Raw genomic sequence first — 13991 nt, forward strand, 5'->3', positions numbered from 1 at the left:
ACGCGGCCGAGACCGGCCTGTGGCGGCGGCTCGCACTATGCCCGGGCTGGGTTGACGCCGAATTGGGCCGCGCTCTGGCTGTCCGATCGCCATGATGAATTCCGTCGGGGTTACGCAGGAAGCGGGGGGTGACCAGGGCGCGGGCGATCGCCACACGCTGCGCCACTCGGCCTGCGAGCCGGCGGAGATGCTGCCGGCGAGCAACGCCTGAGCGCTTGAACAACCGTGGCGCCGCCTGTCGGTGCGCTGCGCCCAGGCGCGCGGCCCGCCTCGCCGCATCGATCCGGGGCTGAGCCGCGCATCGGGCATGGCTCCCCGGCCGGCCCACCCCGTCGGCGTCGATAGACAAACGGCAGGATGTGACGCTGAATGGCCGTTCGGACGGGCGTGCAGCCCGCCGGCGGCGAGGACAGGCGATGGTTGCGATCGGTCACGGGAAAAGTGCGTCGGCTGCGGCGGCGATCGAGCAATGCCGCGCCACCATGGGGGACATCGCCCCGCGCCTCCTGCTCGTCTTCTGCGGCGGCAAGCACGATGCCGGCGAGATCCTGGGCGCCCTGCGGGCTACTTTCGGCGATGAGGTGCTGATCGTCGGCGGCTCGGCCGCCGGGGTGATCTGGCGCGACGGCCTCGGCTACAGCGGGCTTGAGGTCGGGCTCGTCGCCTTCGGGGACGAGGCGGCGCCCTTGCCCCGGATCGTCGTCAACCGCGACCTGCGGCAGGGCGAGCACGAGGCCGGCATCGCCTTCGGGCGGGCCCTGGCCGAAGCCGCGGCGGATGATGCCGTGGTCCTGATGTTCTACGACAGCGTCGCCAACACGTCGCCGCTGCGGCTGCATCCGGCCAGCGACCTGATCGAAGGCCTGGAATCCGGCCTTGACGGCCGCCGCATCCGCCTGATCGGCGGTGGCACCCTGACCGACATGAACCTGTCGGATGGCTGGGTCTTCGACGGCCGCGGCGTCGCCAAGCATGCCGCCGTCGCGCTGGTGTTTCCGCCGGCGGTGCGGGACGACACGGTGATCCTGCACGGCTGCCGGCCGGTCAGCACCTTCATGGAGATCACCCGCATCGAGGGTGCGGAGGTGTTCGAGCTCGACGGCAAGCCGGCGCTTGAGGTGATCGAGCGCATGCTGGGCGTCACCCTGGGCAGCACCTCGTCGCAGGACCTGTCGCTGATCGCGACGCTCGGCGAGAAGCAGGGCGACCCCTACGCGCCCTATGACGAGAACAGCTACGTCAACCGCCTGATCCTGCGGGCCAACCGCAGCACCGGGTCGATCACGCTGTTCGAGAAGGATTTCCACCTCGGCACGCGGGTGCAGATCATGGCGCGCGACAACGCGCTGATGCTGGACAGCGTCCGCAACGGCATCGGCGCGATCAACGCCACGAAGCGCGAAGGGCAGCCGCTGCTGGCGCTCTACATCGACTGCGCCGGCCGGGCCAGTGCCCGCAGCGGCGCCGCGGTGGAAGAGGCCGAGCTGGTGGCCAGGGGCCTCGACCCCGCCATCCCCTTCCTCGGCTTCTACTCCGGTGTCGAGATCGCGCCCTTTGACGGCTACAGCCGGCCGCTCGACTGGACCGGGCTGCTGACCATATTGTCCGCCCGATGACAGGCCGCCCGCGCTCCACCATCGGTCCGTCGCCGGGCCAGCTCGAACGGGAACTCGCCTACTACCAGCGCGAGTGCAACGACCTCGGCGCCCGCCTGATCCGGCTGCAGGAGGAACAGAGCCAGGCTTTTCGCGAGGCCCGGCGCAGCCGCACCCTGGCCAAGCTGATCCGCGAGGCCCACCGCCTGGCCGATGCCGCGATGGGGCCGGAGGATCTGGGTGTCAGGATCCTGGAAATCGTCATCGACAACGCGATGTGCGAACGCGCGGCCCTGCTGGTCGAGCAGAGTCCGGGCAGCCGGGTCTTCCAGGTGACCCATGCGGTCGGGCTGCGGGAGAAGGCGACGGCGCCGATCACGCTGCCCAGCGTGCCGGACTTCTTCTTCACCACGGCCCAGAGCCGGATCGAACCCCCGGCGTATGAGCTGACCGGCATCCTGCAGCTGCCCTATGTGCTGTGGGCCTATGACCGCACGACCGGCCATGCCCTGATGATCGGCAACCGCACGGAAGCGAACGTCAATCGCGCCTTCGAACCGGGCGACCAGGAACTGATCGAAGGCGGCCTGTCCGTCTATATCGACGTGCTGGCCCGCAAGCAGGCGGAAGGGGAGCTGCGGCTGGCGATGCGGGCGGCCGAAGACGCCAACGAGGCGAAGGCCGCCTTCCTGGCGACGCTGAGCCACGAGCTGCGGACGCCGCTGAACGCGATCATCGGCTTGGCCGACATCCTGTCGACGAAGCGCGCCTCACCCCTGGCCACCGACAGGTCCGACTCCTATGCGGCCGAGATCGCCGCCTCGGGCCGCCACCTGCTGCGCCTGATCAATGACATCCTCGACTATTCCAGCATCTCGCGCGGCCGCCTGCTGATCCAGCCCGAATGGATGCGGCTGGAACAGGTGGTGAGTGCGGCCGTCCGGGCCGCGCAGGGGCTGGCGGAGCAGCGCGGCGTCACCCTGTCGATGGCCGAGGTCGACCCCGCCATCGGCATCCACATCGATTCGGTGCGGTTCCGTCAGATTCTCGACAACCTGATCGGCAACGCGCTCAAATTCACGCCGCAGGGCGGCGAGGTCGGCGTCGAGGTGGCGATCGGCCCGGACAAGTCGATCCGGCTGTCGATCCGGGACACCGGCATCGGCATGCGGGCGGAGGATATCGCGGTGGCGATGGAGCCGTTCCGGCAGCTCGAAAACGCGCTGACCCGCAAGATCGCCGGCACCGGGCTGGGCCTGCCGATCACCAAGGGGCTGGTGGAGGCCCATGGCGGCCTGATGACGGTCGAGAGCGACGCGGGCCACGGCACCACCGTCCACATCGTGCTCCCCGCCGCATTGGGCAGCCTGGGACAGACGGACGCCTCGGCAGCCGGCTGATCGCGGGCCCGAGTCAGTGTAACCAATCCGGCAGGGCGTCCCTGGGCGTGGCGGACAGCGTGGCGAGATTTTCGTCGATGGCGCGGAACAGGCCCCAGGTCTCGCCGTAGTTCAGCGGAAAGCCGGGGCATCCGGCGTCGACATCCTTCTGCCGGGCATGGATGTAGTCGGTCCACAGCTTGGTCGATGGCCGCCGGTGGTGGAAGTCATGGCACGGCGCGTCGCCGACCAGGACGATGACGCGGACCAGCAGCTGCACCGTCAGCATGTTCAGCCACCACCCGGTCCATGCCGCGAACCCCGCGGGCGACCAGGCCGAATCCCGCGGCAGGTCGGCCCCCGGGAACACGCCGGCCGTGGCCCGGCAGACGAATTCCTTGTCCCGCGCGGCGATCAGCGCCGGCTCCGGGAACCGGTGCTCGCACAGGATCCGGCCGATGGTCGCCCATTGCAGCAGCAGGCTCAGCGGCAGGATCCAGACCAGCAGGTAGGCCACGGTGGTGCCGGTGGCGATGGCGGCCAGGGCCGGGACGACCAGGGCCGCGACGGCCACCGCGTTGTGCACCCGGTCATGCGACCGCGTCGCCGCCCGGATCCGGCGCCAGAAGAAATAGATGTGGAAGCGCGGCGAGAACACGACGTTGACCAGGACCCGCCGCCACAGCTCGCGCTTGGGCAGCGCCGCCTCCAGGCGGCACATGCCGAGGACGAAATCGGCGTACTCGTCCTCCTCGGTCAGCAGCTTGCGGGCGCTGTGATGGTGCATGTGCTCCTTCCGGTAGTGCTCGAAATGCTTGAACAGGAGCAGGGCGGAGACCAGCCGGCCGACCAGCTCGTTCCGCTCCCGCGTGCGGAACACGGTGCCGTGGGCGCAGTGATGGAACACGACGACCTGGAACAGGCCGAGGCCGGAGGTGGTCAGCGTCAGCGACAGGAACAGCAGGAGGCCGGCCTCGACCGTCGGCAGCAGGGCCGACAGGATGCCGACGGCAATCCCCACCGCCACCAGCAGGCAGGCCTGGTGCACGAACTGCATCGGTGACCGCACCACCGTTGCTTCCCCGGGGGCTGGCCGGGCCGTCAGCCAGGACAGGAGCGGCTGCGCCAGGGATGGCAGCCGTGCCGCCATCTCCGCGCGCGGATCCCGCCGTCCGGCCAATGTGCCGGGCGTCTCGACGGCACCGATCTCGGCAACAAGTATAGACATTGAGAACGCCTCCTCCGCATCGATCGACGATCGACTGCATCTCGTCCTTCGAGACGGAATGGAAGTCATCTCAAAGGATAGGAATTACCTAAAAAGGCAGATTAAAGCCGGGATGGTGAAGAAGCCACCGCCCTGTATCCACCGAGATGGCGCGTATTTACCCAAGATGGGATGTCGCACCGCCCGATTCAGCACTCTGGTCGAATCGGCGTGGCGCGGGCCGCAGCCTGCCGGGTCAGGCGCTCCGGGCCGGCCGGTCATCGCCGTCGGCAAGGAACGCGACCTCGACACGGTTGCGTCCGCGCGCCTTCGCCGCGTACAGGGCCCGGTCGGCGGCCCGCATCAGGTCATCCAGGCTGGTGCCGCGCTGCGCGGTCACCGCCGCGCCGATGCTCACCGTCAGGGGGACCGCGCCGGCGCCGGTGGGGTTGAACTGCAGTTCCGCCAAGCCGGCCCGCATCCGCTCCGCGGCGGCGGCGACATGCTCGATGTCGATCCCGGTCATGACCACGGCGAATTCCTCGCCGCCCAGGCGCGCCACCAGGTCGACGACCCGGGTCTCCAGCCGCAGCCGGTCGGCGATCAGCTCCAGTGCGGCGTCGCCGGCCTGATGGCCGAAATGGTCGTTCACGGTCTTGAAGCTGTCGACGTCGATCATCAGCAGCCCGACGCCGGTCATGTGCTCGGCCGACAGCACGCCGTCCAGGTGGCGCATGAAGTACCGGCGGTTGTAGAGGCTGGTGAGCGGGTCGGTCAGCGCCAGCTTGAGGACGCCGTCGAGCGCGCTGCGCAGATGCTCCTGGTACAGCTTGCGCCGGATCTGGTTGCGGGCCCGCGCCCTGAATTCGTTGGGGTTGAACGGCCGGCTGATCCAGTCGTTCACGCCGAGGTCGAAGCCGCGCAGCACCAGGTCCCGGTGGTCGGTTTCGGCGATCAGCAGCAGCGGCACGTCGCGGCCGGCCTCGCTGGCCCGCAGCCGCGACACCAGCCGCAGCGGGTCGAAGCCCCGCATCGACAGGTTGATCACGATCAGGCTCAGCGGTTCGCCCCGGCTGGCCGCCAGGGCTTCCGTCTCGTCGGAGGCCCGCACCGCCGTGATGCCTTCCTGGGCCAGCGCCTCTTCGACGCCGGCGGCGCCGAGATCCCAATCGTCGATCACCAGGGCCCGGGTGCCGGCAACCTTGACGTTGCCGGGCGGCGGCTCGGTGGCCAGGCCCAGCGCCTGCGTCGTCCGGTGCCGTGCCCGCCATTCGTCGAACAGCTGCTTCAGGCGGACCAGCCCCTTGATCCGGACGACGAAGGTCTCGGTGTCGATCGGCCGCGTCAGGAAGTCGTCCGCCCCGCATTCCAGCCCGCGCAGCCTTTCGGGAACGCCGTCCAGCGCCGTGACCATGACGACGGGGACATGCATGGTGCGCTCGTCGGCCTTCAGGCGCTGGCAGGTCTCGTAGCCGTCCATGCCGGGCATCATCACATCCAGCACGACGATATCGGGCTGCCAGGCCAGTGCGACCTCGACCGCGTCGGCGCCGCTCGATGCGACCCGGACCTCGAAATACTGGTCGAGCAGGGCCACGCTCAGGATATGGGCGTTGGCCTCGATGTCGTCGACGATCAGGATTCGAGCGGTCATCGCCTCAAGCCGACAGGCTCCCGGGACGGACCATCCAGCACTGCCCGATCACGCATTTCCCTCATCCGACCGCAATGGCTCCCGTCAGCATCGCATCGGGAGCGGCAGCAAGGATACAATATCTGTTCCCAAATTTGGATGAATAAAACAGCGCCGGACGGCCAATACCGGCGGATTTAAAGTTTGGAAACAGATCAAATGCTTTAGATTACTGGTCGGATGCATAGGAAACGCGATGATATCGCAGCGATGGAAGTGGATGTGTAAGGGTTCCATCCGAAGCGAGGTGGAACTCCGGCTGGAATTCGATCTCTCGGAATTGCAATCGAATCCGCGTCGAACTGCGGCCCGGCCGGCATCGGAACGCCAGAGACATTGATCGGCTGATCGTTTGGTATAGGCTTGCCGTCCTTTCGGCGCGACGAGGTCTATGGTCGCCATCATGGCTGAAGGCTATACGCCGCGAACGGGTGCCCGGATCAGTTGGCCGGCTGGATCTGTACGGCTGATGCTGTCGGCAGCTCTGGCGCTCGCACTGCTGCTGCCGGCGGCGGCCATGGCCAGCGACTGCATGGCCCGGGCCGCCCGGCTGGCGGGGGTGGAGACCGAGCTGCTGCTGGCGATGTCCTACGTCGAGACGCGCTGGCACCAGGAAGCGGTCAATGGCGGCAACAGCAACGGCACCGAGGATGTCTGCATGATGCAGATCAATTCGGTGCACTATCCCCGGCTGGCGGCGCTCGGCGTGACCCGCGACCAGCTGCTGGCGGACCGCTGCGTCTGCCTGCTGGTCGGCGGCGAGATCCTGCGCGAGATGCGCGTCGCCACCGGCGGCAGCGACCTGTGGGCCGCCGTCGCCGCCTACAATGCGGGGCCGGACAACATCGCGGCGGGCCGGTCCTATGCCGACCAGGTCCGCCGCGTCTACGAGGCCATCCACATCATCCAGGGTCAGTAGGATCCGGCCGCAACGTCTGCGCTGCGGCCGGGCATTCGGCTCGTTACTGCTCGATCTCCCAGGTCACCACCACCTGGGCCTGGAATTCGCTCTCCCCGGCCTCGATCGGGGCGCCGCCCCGCTTGTCCATGGCGTAGGCGGCCATCATCGGGCGCGGGCCCGCATCGGCGCCGGGCTCGGCGATGGTCAGGATGCGGCCCAGCTTCACCCCGGCCGCCTTGGCGGTCAGCTCGGCCTTGCGCCGGGCATCGGCCACCGCGGCCTCGCGCGCCTTGTCCAGCACGGGCGACGGGTCGGCCAGGTCGAAGCCGATGCCGTTGATCTGGTTCGACCCGGTCGAGACCGCGGTGTCCAGCAGGGCGCCCAGCTTGGTCAGGTCGCGCACCCGCACCGTCACCTGGTTGTTCACCTGGTAGCCGTCGATGTGCGGCGCCTCGCTCGACCCTTCCTTCGGCTGGGCGTAGCGCGGCTGCACCGAGAAACCGCTGGTCTGCAGGTCGGCCGGCTGGATGCCGGACTTCTTGAAGGCGTCGATCAGCGCGGCCATCGCCTTGCTGTTGGCATCCAGCGCGTCGCGGGCGGTCTTGCCCTCGCTGGCGACGCCACTGGTCACCATGGCCTGGTCGGGGGCGGCGCTGGCGCTGCCTTCGCCGGTCATCGACAGGGTTGCCGTGCGGCCGGCGGGCGCCTCGGCGGCCAGGGCCGGGCGGGTGGACAGGGCGCCGATCGCGGCCGGGACGGCGACGGCGGCCAGCAGGGTGAAGGCGAGCGCGCTGGGGCGGAGGCGGGTCATGGAATTGTCCCTCGGTTGGGTGCGGTTGCCGCGGAGTAAAGGGACGAATTGCGACGCCGGCAAGGCGGATCAGAGGATTCTGATCCTGGCGCGGGGTGCCGAGAGGCTCAGTCGGTGACGTAGCGGCGATAGCGGTCGGGCAGTTGGTCCAGCAGCACGAAGGCGCGGTCCATATGGGTGACCAGCCGTGCCTCCGCCTCGACCGCGTTGCCCGCATCCAGCGCGTCGATGATCGCCAGATGCTCCTCGATCACCAGCGGCAGGCGGTCGGGGCCGCCGAACAGCCGCATGAACCGGCTCAGCCGGGTCCAGGCGGCACTGATCGTGGTCCACACCCCCTCGCGGTTGGCGAAGCTCATCAGCAGGTGGTGGAACTCCTCATCCGCGGCATGGAAGGCGTCGAGGTCGCCGGCATCCAGCAGCACCTGCTGCTTGGCCGGCACGGCATGCGCCGCGGCGCTCATCGCCGGCGACCAGATCTTCGCCGTCTCGCGCAGCACCGCGACCTCCAGCGCCCGGCGCACGAAATGGGCGTCGCCGATGCCGCCCAGCTTGATCGGGGCGACGAAGCTGCCCTGCTGCGGGTAGACATCGATCAGCCCTTCCTCCGCCAGCCTCTGGATCGCGGCGCGGATCGGCGTGCGCGACACGCCGAACTGGCGGCTGATGCTGTTTTCGCTGATCGAGGTGCCGGGCAGCAGATGGACGCGGACGATGGCGGCCCGCAGCGCGTCATAGACCTGGTCGGCGACCGGCAGGCGGCGGTCGAGCTGGAAGCGGATCGCCGGCAGGCCACCGCTCCGCTCCACGGCAGAATCGGCAGCTGGATCGGCGGCCGGATCGGCTGTATTGGCGGGCGGCGCGTCGGTCGGTACGACGAGCGGCATCTGGTCCTCCCCCGAACGGCGCGGTCTCGCGGCAATTGTCCGACCTGTTTGGTCGCAGCAGCCACAATTCGATTGCGCCTTGCACACTTGGATACTAGCGTCTCCATGCGCCGCGCAAGGGCGCCGATCGCCTTGCCGGCTCTCGACAAGAAACAGGGGAGGAATGGGTATGTCCCGTCATGTCCGGAAGGCCATTCTGGCCGGCCTCGCGCTGCTGGCCAGTGTCAGCGCCGCCGCAGCCGATGATACCAAGGTCGCCCTGGTGCCGGCAGGGCCGCACCCGTACTTCGCCGCCTGGGACCAGGCCGGCAAGGACGCCGCCCGCGACTTCAAGCTGGGCGCCGCCGACTACAAGGTTCCGCAGAAATGGGAACTCAGCCAGCAGAACCAGCTGCTCGAAAGCCTGGTGACGCAGGGCTACAACGCCTTCCTCGTCTTCCCCGGCGACCCCGTCGGCAGCGTCAGCACCGTGGCTGAGCTGGCGGATAGCGGCGCGCCCGTCATCGCCACCGCGGGCTGCCTGAAGGACCCGTCGGAAGCGCAGTTCTGCCTCGGCACCGATGTCGGCAACTCTGCCTATCTCGGCACCAAGGAGCTGCTGAAGGCGATGTCCGGCAAGAAGCGCATCCTGCATCTGACCGGCTTCCTGGTCGACCCGAACACCCAGCTCCGTATCGACGCCGTCGAGAAGGCGGCGAAGGAAGAGGGCGCGCAGGTCGTGCAGGTCATCGCCGACATCGACGCGCCGGAGCCGGCGGAAGAGAAGATCAACGCCTACCTCGCAGCCCATGCCGCCGATGTCGACGGCATCATCAGCACCGCCTGGGTGCCGTCGGTGGTGGCCGCCAACGCCCTGCGCCGCATCGGCGACAAGCGCATCCAGATGGTCGCGATCGACCATGACGAGGTGGTGCTGAAGGCGATCAAGGACGGCTTCCTGCACGGCACCATGCTGCAGAACCCGTACGGCCAAGCCTATATCGGCTCCTACGTCGTCGACCGGCTGCGCAACGGCTGCAAGGTCAAGGACGACGCGCCGTTCAAGACCAACGCGCTGACTGCCCGCTTCATCGACTCCGGCACCGTCTTCGTCGGCGCCGACAAGGTCGACACCTATCTGGCGGCGATGCAGGCCATCACCAAGACCCTGCTGGCCGGCTTCGAGAAGACCTACCTGAACTGCCCGTCCTAGCGGACACCCCGGCCGGGCGGATCAGCCCGGCCGGGTTTCGTATCGGCGCCACGCGCCGCAGACCGCTTTTCCGTCCAGAGTTCGACCGATGCATGCCGACGACAGCGCCGCGACCCGGACCCCGGCCCCGGCCCAGCTCGGGCCCCCGCAGGCGACGCCGCGCGAGCCGTCGGGACGGCCGCGCTTCTACCTGACCAATGAATTCGGCCTGATCGTGCTGATCGCGGTGTTCGTCGCCGCCTTCGGCCTGCTGACCCCAGGCTTCCTGTCGCCGTTCAACCTGTTCGCCCTGGGCCGCACCGCCGCGATCAACGTCATGATCGGCCTGGCGATGATGGTGGTGATCGTCACCGGCGGGCTGAACCTCGCGGTCGGCGCCATCGGCGTCTGCGCCGCCATGACCTGCGGCTGGCTGATCGAGGGGGCCGGCCTGCCCTGGCCGCTGGCGATGATCGGCGGTCTGGCGCTCGGCGCCGCGCTGGGCCTCGTCAATGGCTGGACGGTGGTGCGGTCCGGGCTGCACAGCTTCATCATCACCCTGGCCAGCATGAGCATCTTCTTCGGGGTGATGATCTTCCTCAGCCGGGGGGAATCGTTCCGCGAGCTGCCGCCGGTCTTTGCCCTGTTCGGCCGGCTGAAATTCCTCGGCGGCATGGTGTCGCCGCTGCTGCTGCTGGCCATCGTCGTCGCCGCCCTGCTGGTGGTGCTGTACCGCTTCACCGTGACGGGGCGCGAGATGCTGGCCGCCGGCGCCAGGCCGGAGGCGGCGGAGCTGTCCGGCATCCGCGTCGGCCGCGTCTTCATGCTGTGCCATGCCCTGTCCGGCCTCCTGGCCGGCATCGCCGCGCTGATGCTGGTGGCGCGCAACGGCGCCGCCTTGCCGTCGATGGCCGGGCAACTGGGGCAGGACTGGCTGCTGCCGGCCTTCCTCGGCCCGGTGCTGGGCGGCACGCTGCTGTCGGGCGGTCGGGTCTCGGTGGTCGGCACCTTCCTCGGCGCCTTCCTGGTGACGCTGCTGACCAGCGGCCTGCTGCTGCTGCAGATCGGCGAATTCTGGGTCCAGGCCTTCCTCGGCCTGCTGCTGCTGCTGGCGGTGCTGATGGACATGGCGCGCCGCTCGGTGCTGGCCCGCCGGAGGATGGTGTGATGGGCTTGTTTTCCCGCTACGCGCGGACCGACTGGTTCGGCCCGCTCCTGGTCACGGTGCTGGCGATCGTCATCGTTGGTGCCTTCAACCCATCCTTCCTGTCGCCGCTCAACATCCAGGTGCTGCTGCTGGCGATCTCGGTCAACGCGCTGATCGCCTTCTCGCAGATGATCATCATCGCGGTCGGCCAGATGAACCTGTCGGTCGGCGCCATCGGCGGCCTGGCGGCGATCAGCTTCGCCGGCATGATGCAGGTCTGGGGCCTGCCGGCGCCGATCGCGGCGGTGCTGGCGCTGCTGATCGGTCTGGTCGCCGGCATGGTCAACGGCGCCTTCATCGCCTGGACCGGCATCAGCGCCTTCGTCATCACCCTGGCCAGCCTGTCGATGTTCAAGGGCATCAATCTCGGCATCACCGAGGCGCAGCCCTTCTACGGCATCCCGGACGCGGTCAAGATCCTCGGAAACACCAACTTCATCGACCCGCTGCCCTGGCTGGTGCTGCCGACGGCGCTGGTCGCGGTGGGCCTGTGGTTCCTGCTGAACCGCCAGGCGCTGGGCCGCTTCATCCTGGCGGTCGGCGGCAATCAGCATGCGGCGGAGCTGTCGGGCATCTCGGTCGGCTTCACCGTGATCTGCGCCCATGCCATCTCCGGCCTGCTGGCGGCGCTGGCCGGGATCCTGCTGGTGGGCCGGCTGCAGATCGGCCAGCCGACGATCGGCGACGACTGGCTGATCCTGTCCTTCGCCGCGCCCGTCATCGGCGGCGCCGTGCTGTCGGGCGGCCATGTCAGCGTGTCGGCGACGCTCTTGGGCGTCGTCATCGTCGCGATCATCACCCAGGCCCTGGTGCTGTTCAACATCGACCCGTTCCTGGTGCAGGTCGTGCTCGGCGTGCTGATCCTGTGGGCGGTCGGCGTCAACCGCCTGCGCGAGCTGAAGGTGCGCAAAGTGCCGGCGAGGATCTGAGCCATGGGACCCACCGTGTTCGAGGCGCGCGGCGTCAGCAAGTTCTTCCCTGGCGTGAAGGCGCTGCAGGGCGTGTCGCTGACGCTGCAGCAGGGGTCGATCCACGCCCTCTTGGGCGAGAACGGCGCCGGCAAGTCGACGTTGATCAAGATCATCACCGGCGTCCACCGGCCGGATGAAGGGCAGCTGCTGCTCGACGGCAAGCCGGTGGAGCTCGGCGGCCCGCGTGACGCCACCGCCCACCGCATCGGCGTGGTGCACCAGGAGCGCAACCTGATCCCGCGCTTCTCGGTCGGCGAGAACATCGCGCTGGAGCAGCTGGCCGCGCATCCGCTGCGCCGGGTCGACTACGCCAAGGTGAATGCCGACGCCCGCCACTGGCTGAAGGTGCTCGATCTCGACATCGACCCGCGCACCCCGGTGTCCGAGCTCAGCGTCGCCAAGATGCAGCTGGTCGAGATCGCCAAGGCGCTGTCGCTGAAATCCCGCGTGCTGCTGCTGGACGAGCCGACCGCGGCCCTGACCCCGCACGAGACCGACATCCTGTTCGCCCTGCTGCGCCGGCTGCGCGACGAGGGCGTCAGCATGCTCTTCGTCAGCCACAAGCTGGAGGAGGTGCAGGCGATCTGCGACCGGGTGACGGTGCTGCGCGACGGCCGCAACGCCTGCGAAAGCCGGTCGATGGAGGGCCTGGGCCGGCAGGACCTGGTGCGGCTGATGATCGGTCGGGCCGAGCTGATCGCCGACTGGCCGGCCCGCGACCATGCCACGGCGCCGGCGGCGCTGAAACTGCAGGGCGTGTCGACCGCGCTGGGCCATCGCGGGCTGGACCTGACGGTGCGCAGGGGCGAGATCGTCGGCCTGTACGGGCTGGTCGGCGCCGGACGGACCGAGCTGGCGAAATGCATCCTCGGCCAGTTCCCGGTGACATCAGGCAGCGTCGAGGTCGAGGGCAAGCCGGCGATTGCCAGCAGCGTCGCCGAGGCCATCCACCGCTTCGGCATCGGCTATGTCAGCGAGGACCGCAAGCAGGAAGGCCTCGTGCTGATGCATTCGGTGCTGGAGAATGCCGGCATCACCGTGTGGCGCAAGCTGGCGGGGCGCCTCGGCTTCCTCACCGACGGCACGATCCGGGCCAAGACCGAACCCTTCATCAAGCGGCTGGCGGTGCGCACCCCGTCGCTGAACCAGCTGGTCGGCAACCTCTCCGGCGGCAACCAGCAGAAGATCAGCGTCGCCAAATGGCTGGCGGCCGGGGTGAAGGTGCTGATCGTCGACGAACCGTCGATCGGCATCGACATCAAGGCCAAGGCCGACCTGCACCAGCTGTTGCGCGAGCTGTCCGAGACCGGCACGGCGATCCTGCTGATCACCAGCGACATGCCGGAAATGATCACTTTGGCCGACCGCATCGTGGTGATGAACGCCTACCGGATCGAGGGCGAGATCACCAACACCCGCGACTACCGGGCGATGAGCGAGGGCATCATGAACCTGATCCACCGGGTGGAAGCAGCCTAGCCGCTCAATCCGTCATTGCGAGCGCAGCGAAGCAATCCATGGCGCAGCCTGTGCGGCGCCATGGATTGCTTCGTCGGCTTCGCCTCCTCGCAATGACGGCGAGGGGCGCGGGTGGGTCGAGAGGCCCCATAGGCAGCATCGTCGCGGCGGGGTAGAAGACTCCGGACCAGGACGGAGTGCCGCGTCGCCGTGGCCGAACGTCCGTGCAGCTTGGAGCGAGCGGCAACGATGACAGGCCAGACGACCGAATTCATCCTCCCGCGCGACACCGATCTCGGATTGCGGCGCATCGCCAACGGCACCGGCCTGGCCGCCAGCCTGCTGCCGAACGGCGCGCTGTTCGCCCTGTCGCACCAGGTCGACGGCCAGGGCGACCCGGTGCTGGTCAACCAGGTGCTGGGCTCGCCGCTGTCCGGCGGCATCGGCCGGCTGCTGCTGCGGCTGGCCGGCGGCCGGGTGGTCGAGGCGGTCGGGCCGACGGCGCGGCTGACGGTCGGCGCCGGGTCGGACCGGTTCGTCTGGGCCGGCGAGGCCGAAGGGCTGGCGCATCGCGTCACCCTGTGGCTGGCGCCGGACGCCAATCTTTGGCTGTGGCGGGTCGAGGTCGAGAACAAGGGCGCCGCCGCGGTCGAGATCTCGGCGGTGCTGCTGCAGGATATCGGCCTCGGCAGCCGCGGCTTCCTGATGAAC

12 protein-coding genes are annotated in these 13991 nt (G+C 68.8%); 8 read left to right on the forward strand and 4 right to left on the reverse strand.

Annotated features, from left to right (window positions below):
- Positions 1 to 416: 416 nt before the first annotated feature.
- On the forward strand, positions 417 to 1616 hold the full coding sequence (locus AC3XYG_RS25850; protein ID WP_489142745.1) for an FIST signal transduction protein: 1200 nt from the start codon (positions 417 to 419) through the stop codon (positions 1614 to 1616).
- The gene (locus AC3XYG_RS25855) at positions 1613 to 2995 is read left to right on the forward strand and encodes a sensor histidine kinase (protein WP_489142746.1); all 1383 of its coding nucleotides are present in this window, start codon (positions 1613 to 1615) and stop codon (positions 2993 to 2995) included. Before AC3XYG_RS25850 ends, AC3XYG_RS25855 begins: the two co-directional genes overlap by 4 nt.
- A gap of 13 nt (positions 2996 to 3008) precedes the next feature.
- Here the strand turns inward: AC3XYG_RS25855 and AC3XYG_RS25860 are convergent, their stop codons facing one another.
- Together AC3XYG_RS25860 and AC3XYG_RS25865 are read right to left on the reverse strand one after the other, a co-directional pair.
- Positions 3009 to 4202, reverse strand: a complete 1194-nt coding sequence (locus tag AC3XYG_RS25860; protein WP_489142747.1) for a fatty acid desaturase — start codon at positions 4200 to 4202, stop codon at positions 3009 to 3011.
- Between the two features lie 235 nt (positions 4203 to 4437).
- The gene (locus AC3XYG_RS25865) at positions 4438 to 5835 is read right to left on the reverse strand and encodes a PleD family two-component system response regulator (protein WP_489142748.1); all 1398 of its coding nucleotides are present in this window, start codon (positions 5833 to 5835) and stop codon (positions 4438 to 4440) included.
- Positions 5836 to 6343: 508 nt separating this feature from the next.
- On the opposite strand from AC3XYG_RS25865, the gene AC3XYG_RS25870 reads away from it, so the two are divergent.
- Entirely contained in the window at positions 6344 to 6793 is a 450-nt protein-coding gene (locus tag AC3XYG_RS25870) for a lytic transglycosylase domain-containing protein (RefSeq protein ID WP_489142749.1), read from the forward strand.
- 43 nt (positions 6794 to 6836) lie between these two features.
- On the opposite strand, the gene AC3XYG_RS25875 is transcribed toward AC3XYG_RS25870, so the two are convergent.
- Together AC3XYG_RS25875 and AC3XYG_RS25880 are read right to left on the reverse strand one after the other, a co-directional pair.
- Entirely contained in the window at positions 6837 to 7586 is a 750-nt protein-coding gene (locus AC3XYG_RS25875; protein WP_489142750.1) for an SIMPL domain-containing protein, read from the reverse strand.
- A 107-nt stretch (positions 7587 to 7693) separates the two neighbouring features.
- Positions 7694 to 8473: a GntR family transcriptional regulator gene (locus AC3XYG_RS25880; protein WP_489142751.1), complete on the reverse strand. Its 780-nt coding sequence runs from the start codon at positions 8471 to 8473 to the stop codon at positions 7694 to 7696.
- Positions 8474 to 8642: 169 nt separating this feature from the next.
- On the opposite strand from AC3XYG_RS25880, the gene AC3XYG_RS25885 reads away from it, so the two are divergent.
- The 5 genes from AC3XYG_RS25885 to AC3XYG_RS25905 form a co-directional block, all read left to right on the forward strand.
- The gene (locus AC3XYG_RS25885; RefSeq protein WP_489142752.1) at positions 8643 to 9665 is read left to right on the forward strand and encodes a sugar ABC transporter substrate-binding protein; all 1023 of its coding nucleotides are present in this window, start codon (positions 8643 to 8645) and stop codon (positions 9663 to 9665) included.
- Positions 9666 to 9753: 88 nt separating this feature from the next.
- Entirely contained in the window at positions 9754 to 10812 is a 1059-nt protein-coding gene (locus tag AC3XYG_RS25890) for an ABC transporter permease (RefSeq protein ID WP_489142753.1), read from the forward strand.
- Positions 10812 to 11780 carry an ABC transporter permease gene (locus AC3XYG_RS25895; RefSeq protein WP_489142754.1) on the forward strand — a complete coding sequence of 323 codons (969 nt, stop codon included), beginning with the start codon at positions 10812 to 10814 and terminating at the stop codon, positions 11778 to 11780. Before AC3XYG_RS25890 ends, AC3XYG_RS25895 begins: the two co-directional genes overlap by 1 nt.
- Positions 11781 to 11783: 3 nt before the next feature.
- Positions 11784 to 13301: a sugar ABC transporter ATP-binding protein gene (locus AC3XYG_RS25900; RefSeq protein ID WP_489142755.1), complete on the forward strand. Its 1518-nt coding sequence runs from the start codon at positions 11784 to 11786 to the stop codon at positions 13299 to 13301.
- Positions 13302 to 13529: 228 nt separating this feature from the next.
- On the forward strand, positions 13530 to 13991 hold a 462-nt coding region (locus AC3XYG_RS25905; protein WP_489142756.1), incomplete at its 3' end, for a hypothetical protein.

Source organism: Inquilinus sp. (genome assembly GCF_057815775.1).

Bases quoted from the DNA above. Each gene is read 5' to 3' on its own strand.
- AC3XYG_RS25850 (WP_489142745.1), top strand. From the start codon at position 417: ATGGTTGCGATCGGTCACGGGAAAAGTGCGTCGGCTGCGGCGGCGATC.
- AC3XYG_RS25855 (WP_489142746.1), top strand. From the start codon at position 1,613: ATGACAGGCCGCCCGCGCTCCACCATCGGTCCGTCGCCGGGCCAGCTC.
- AC3XYG_RS25860 (WP_489142747.1), bottom strand. From the start codon at position 4,202: ATGTCTATACTTGTTGCCGAGATCGGTGCCGTCGAGACGCCCGGCACA.
- AC3XYG_RS25865 (WP_489142748.1), bottom strand. From the start codon at position 5,835: ATGACCGCTCGAATCCTGATCGTCGACGACATCGAGGCCAACGCCCAT.
- AC3XYG_RS25870 (WP_489142749.1), top strand. From the start codon at position 6,344: ATGCTGTCGGCAGCTCTGGCGCTCGCACTGCTGCTGCCGGCGGCGGCC.
- AC3XYG_RS25875 (WP_489142750.1), bottom strand. From the start codon at position 7,586: ATGACCCGCCTCCGCCCCAGCGCGCTCGCCTTCACCCTGCTGGCCGCC.
- AC3XYG_RS25880 (WP_489142751.1), bottom strand. From the start codon at position 8,473: ATGCCGCTCGTCGTACCGACCGACGCGCCGCCCGCCAATACAGCCGAT.
- AC3XYG_RS25885 (WP_489142752.1), top strand. From the start codon at position 8,643: ATGTCCCGTCATGTCCGGAAGGCCATTCTGGCCGGCCTCGCGCTGCTG.
- AC3XYG_RS25890 (WP_489142753.1), top strand. From the start codon at position 9,754: ATGCATGCCGACGACAGCGCCGCGACCCGGACCCCGGCCCCGGCCCAG.
- AC3XYG_RS25895 (WP_489142754.1), top strand. From the start codon at position 10,812: ATGGGCTTGTTTTCCCGCTACGCGCGGACCGACTGGTTCGGCCCGCTC.
- AC3XYG_RS25900 (WP_489142755.1), top strand. From the start codon at position 11,784: ATGGGACCCACCGTGTTCGAGGCGCGCGGCGTCAGCAAGTTCTTCCCT.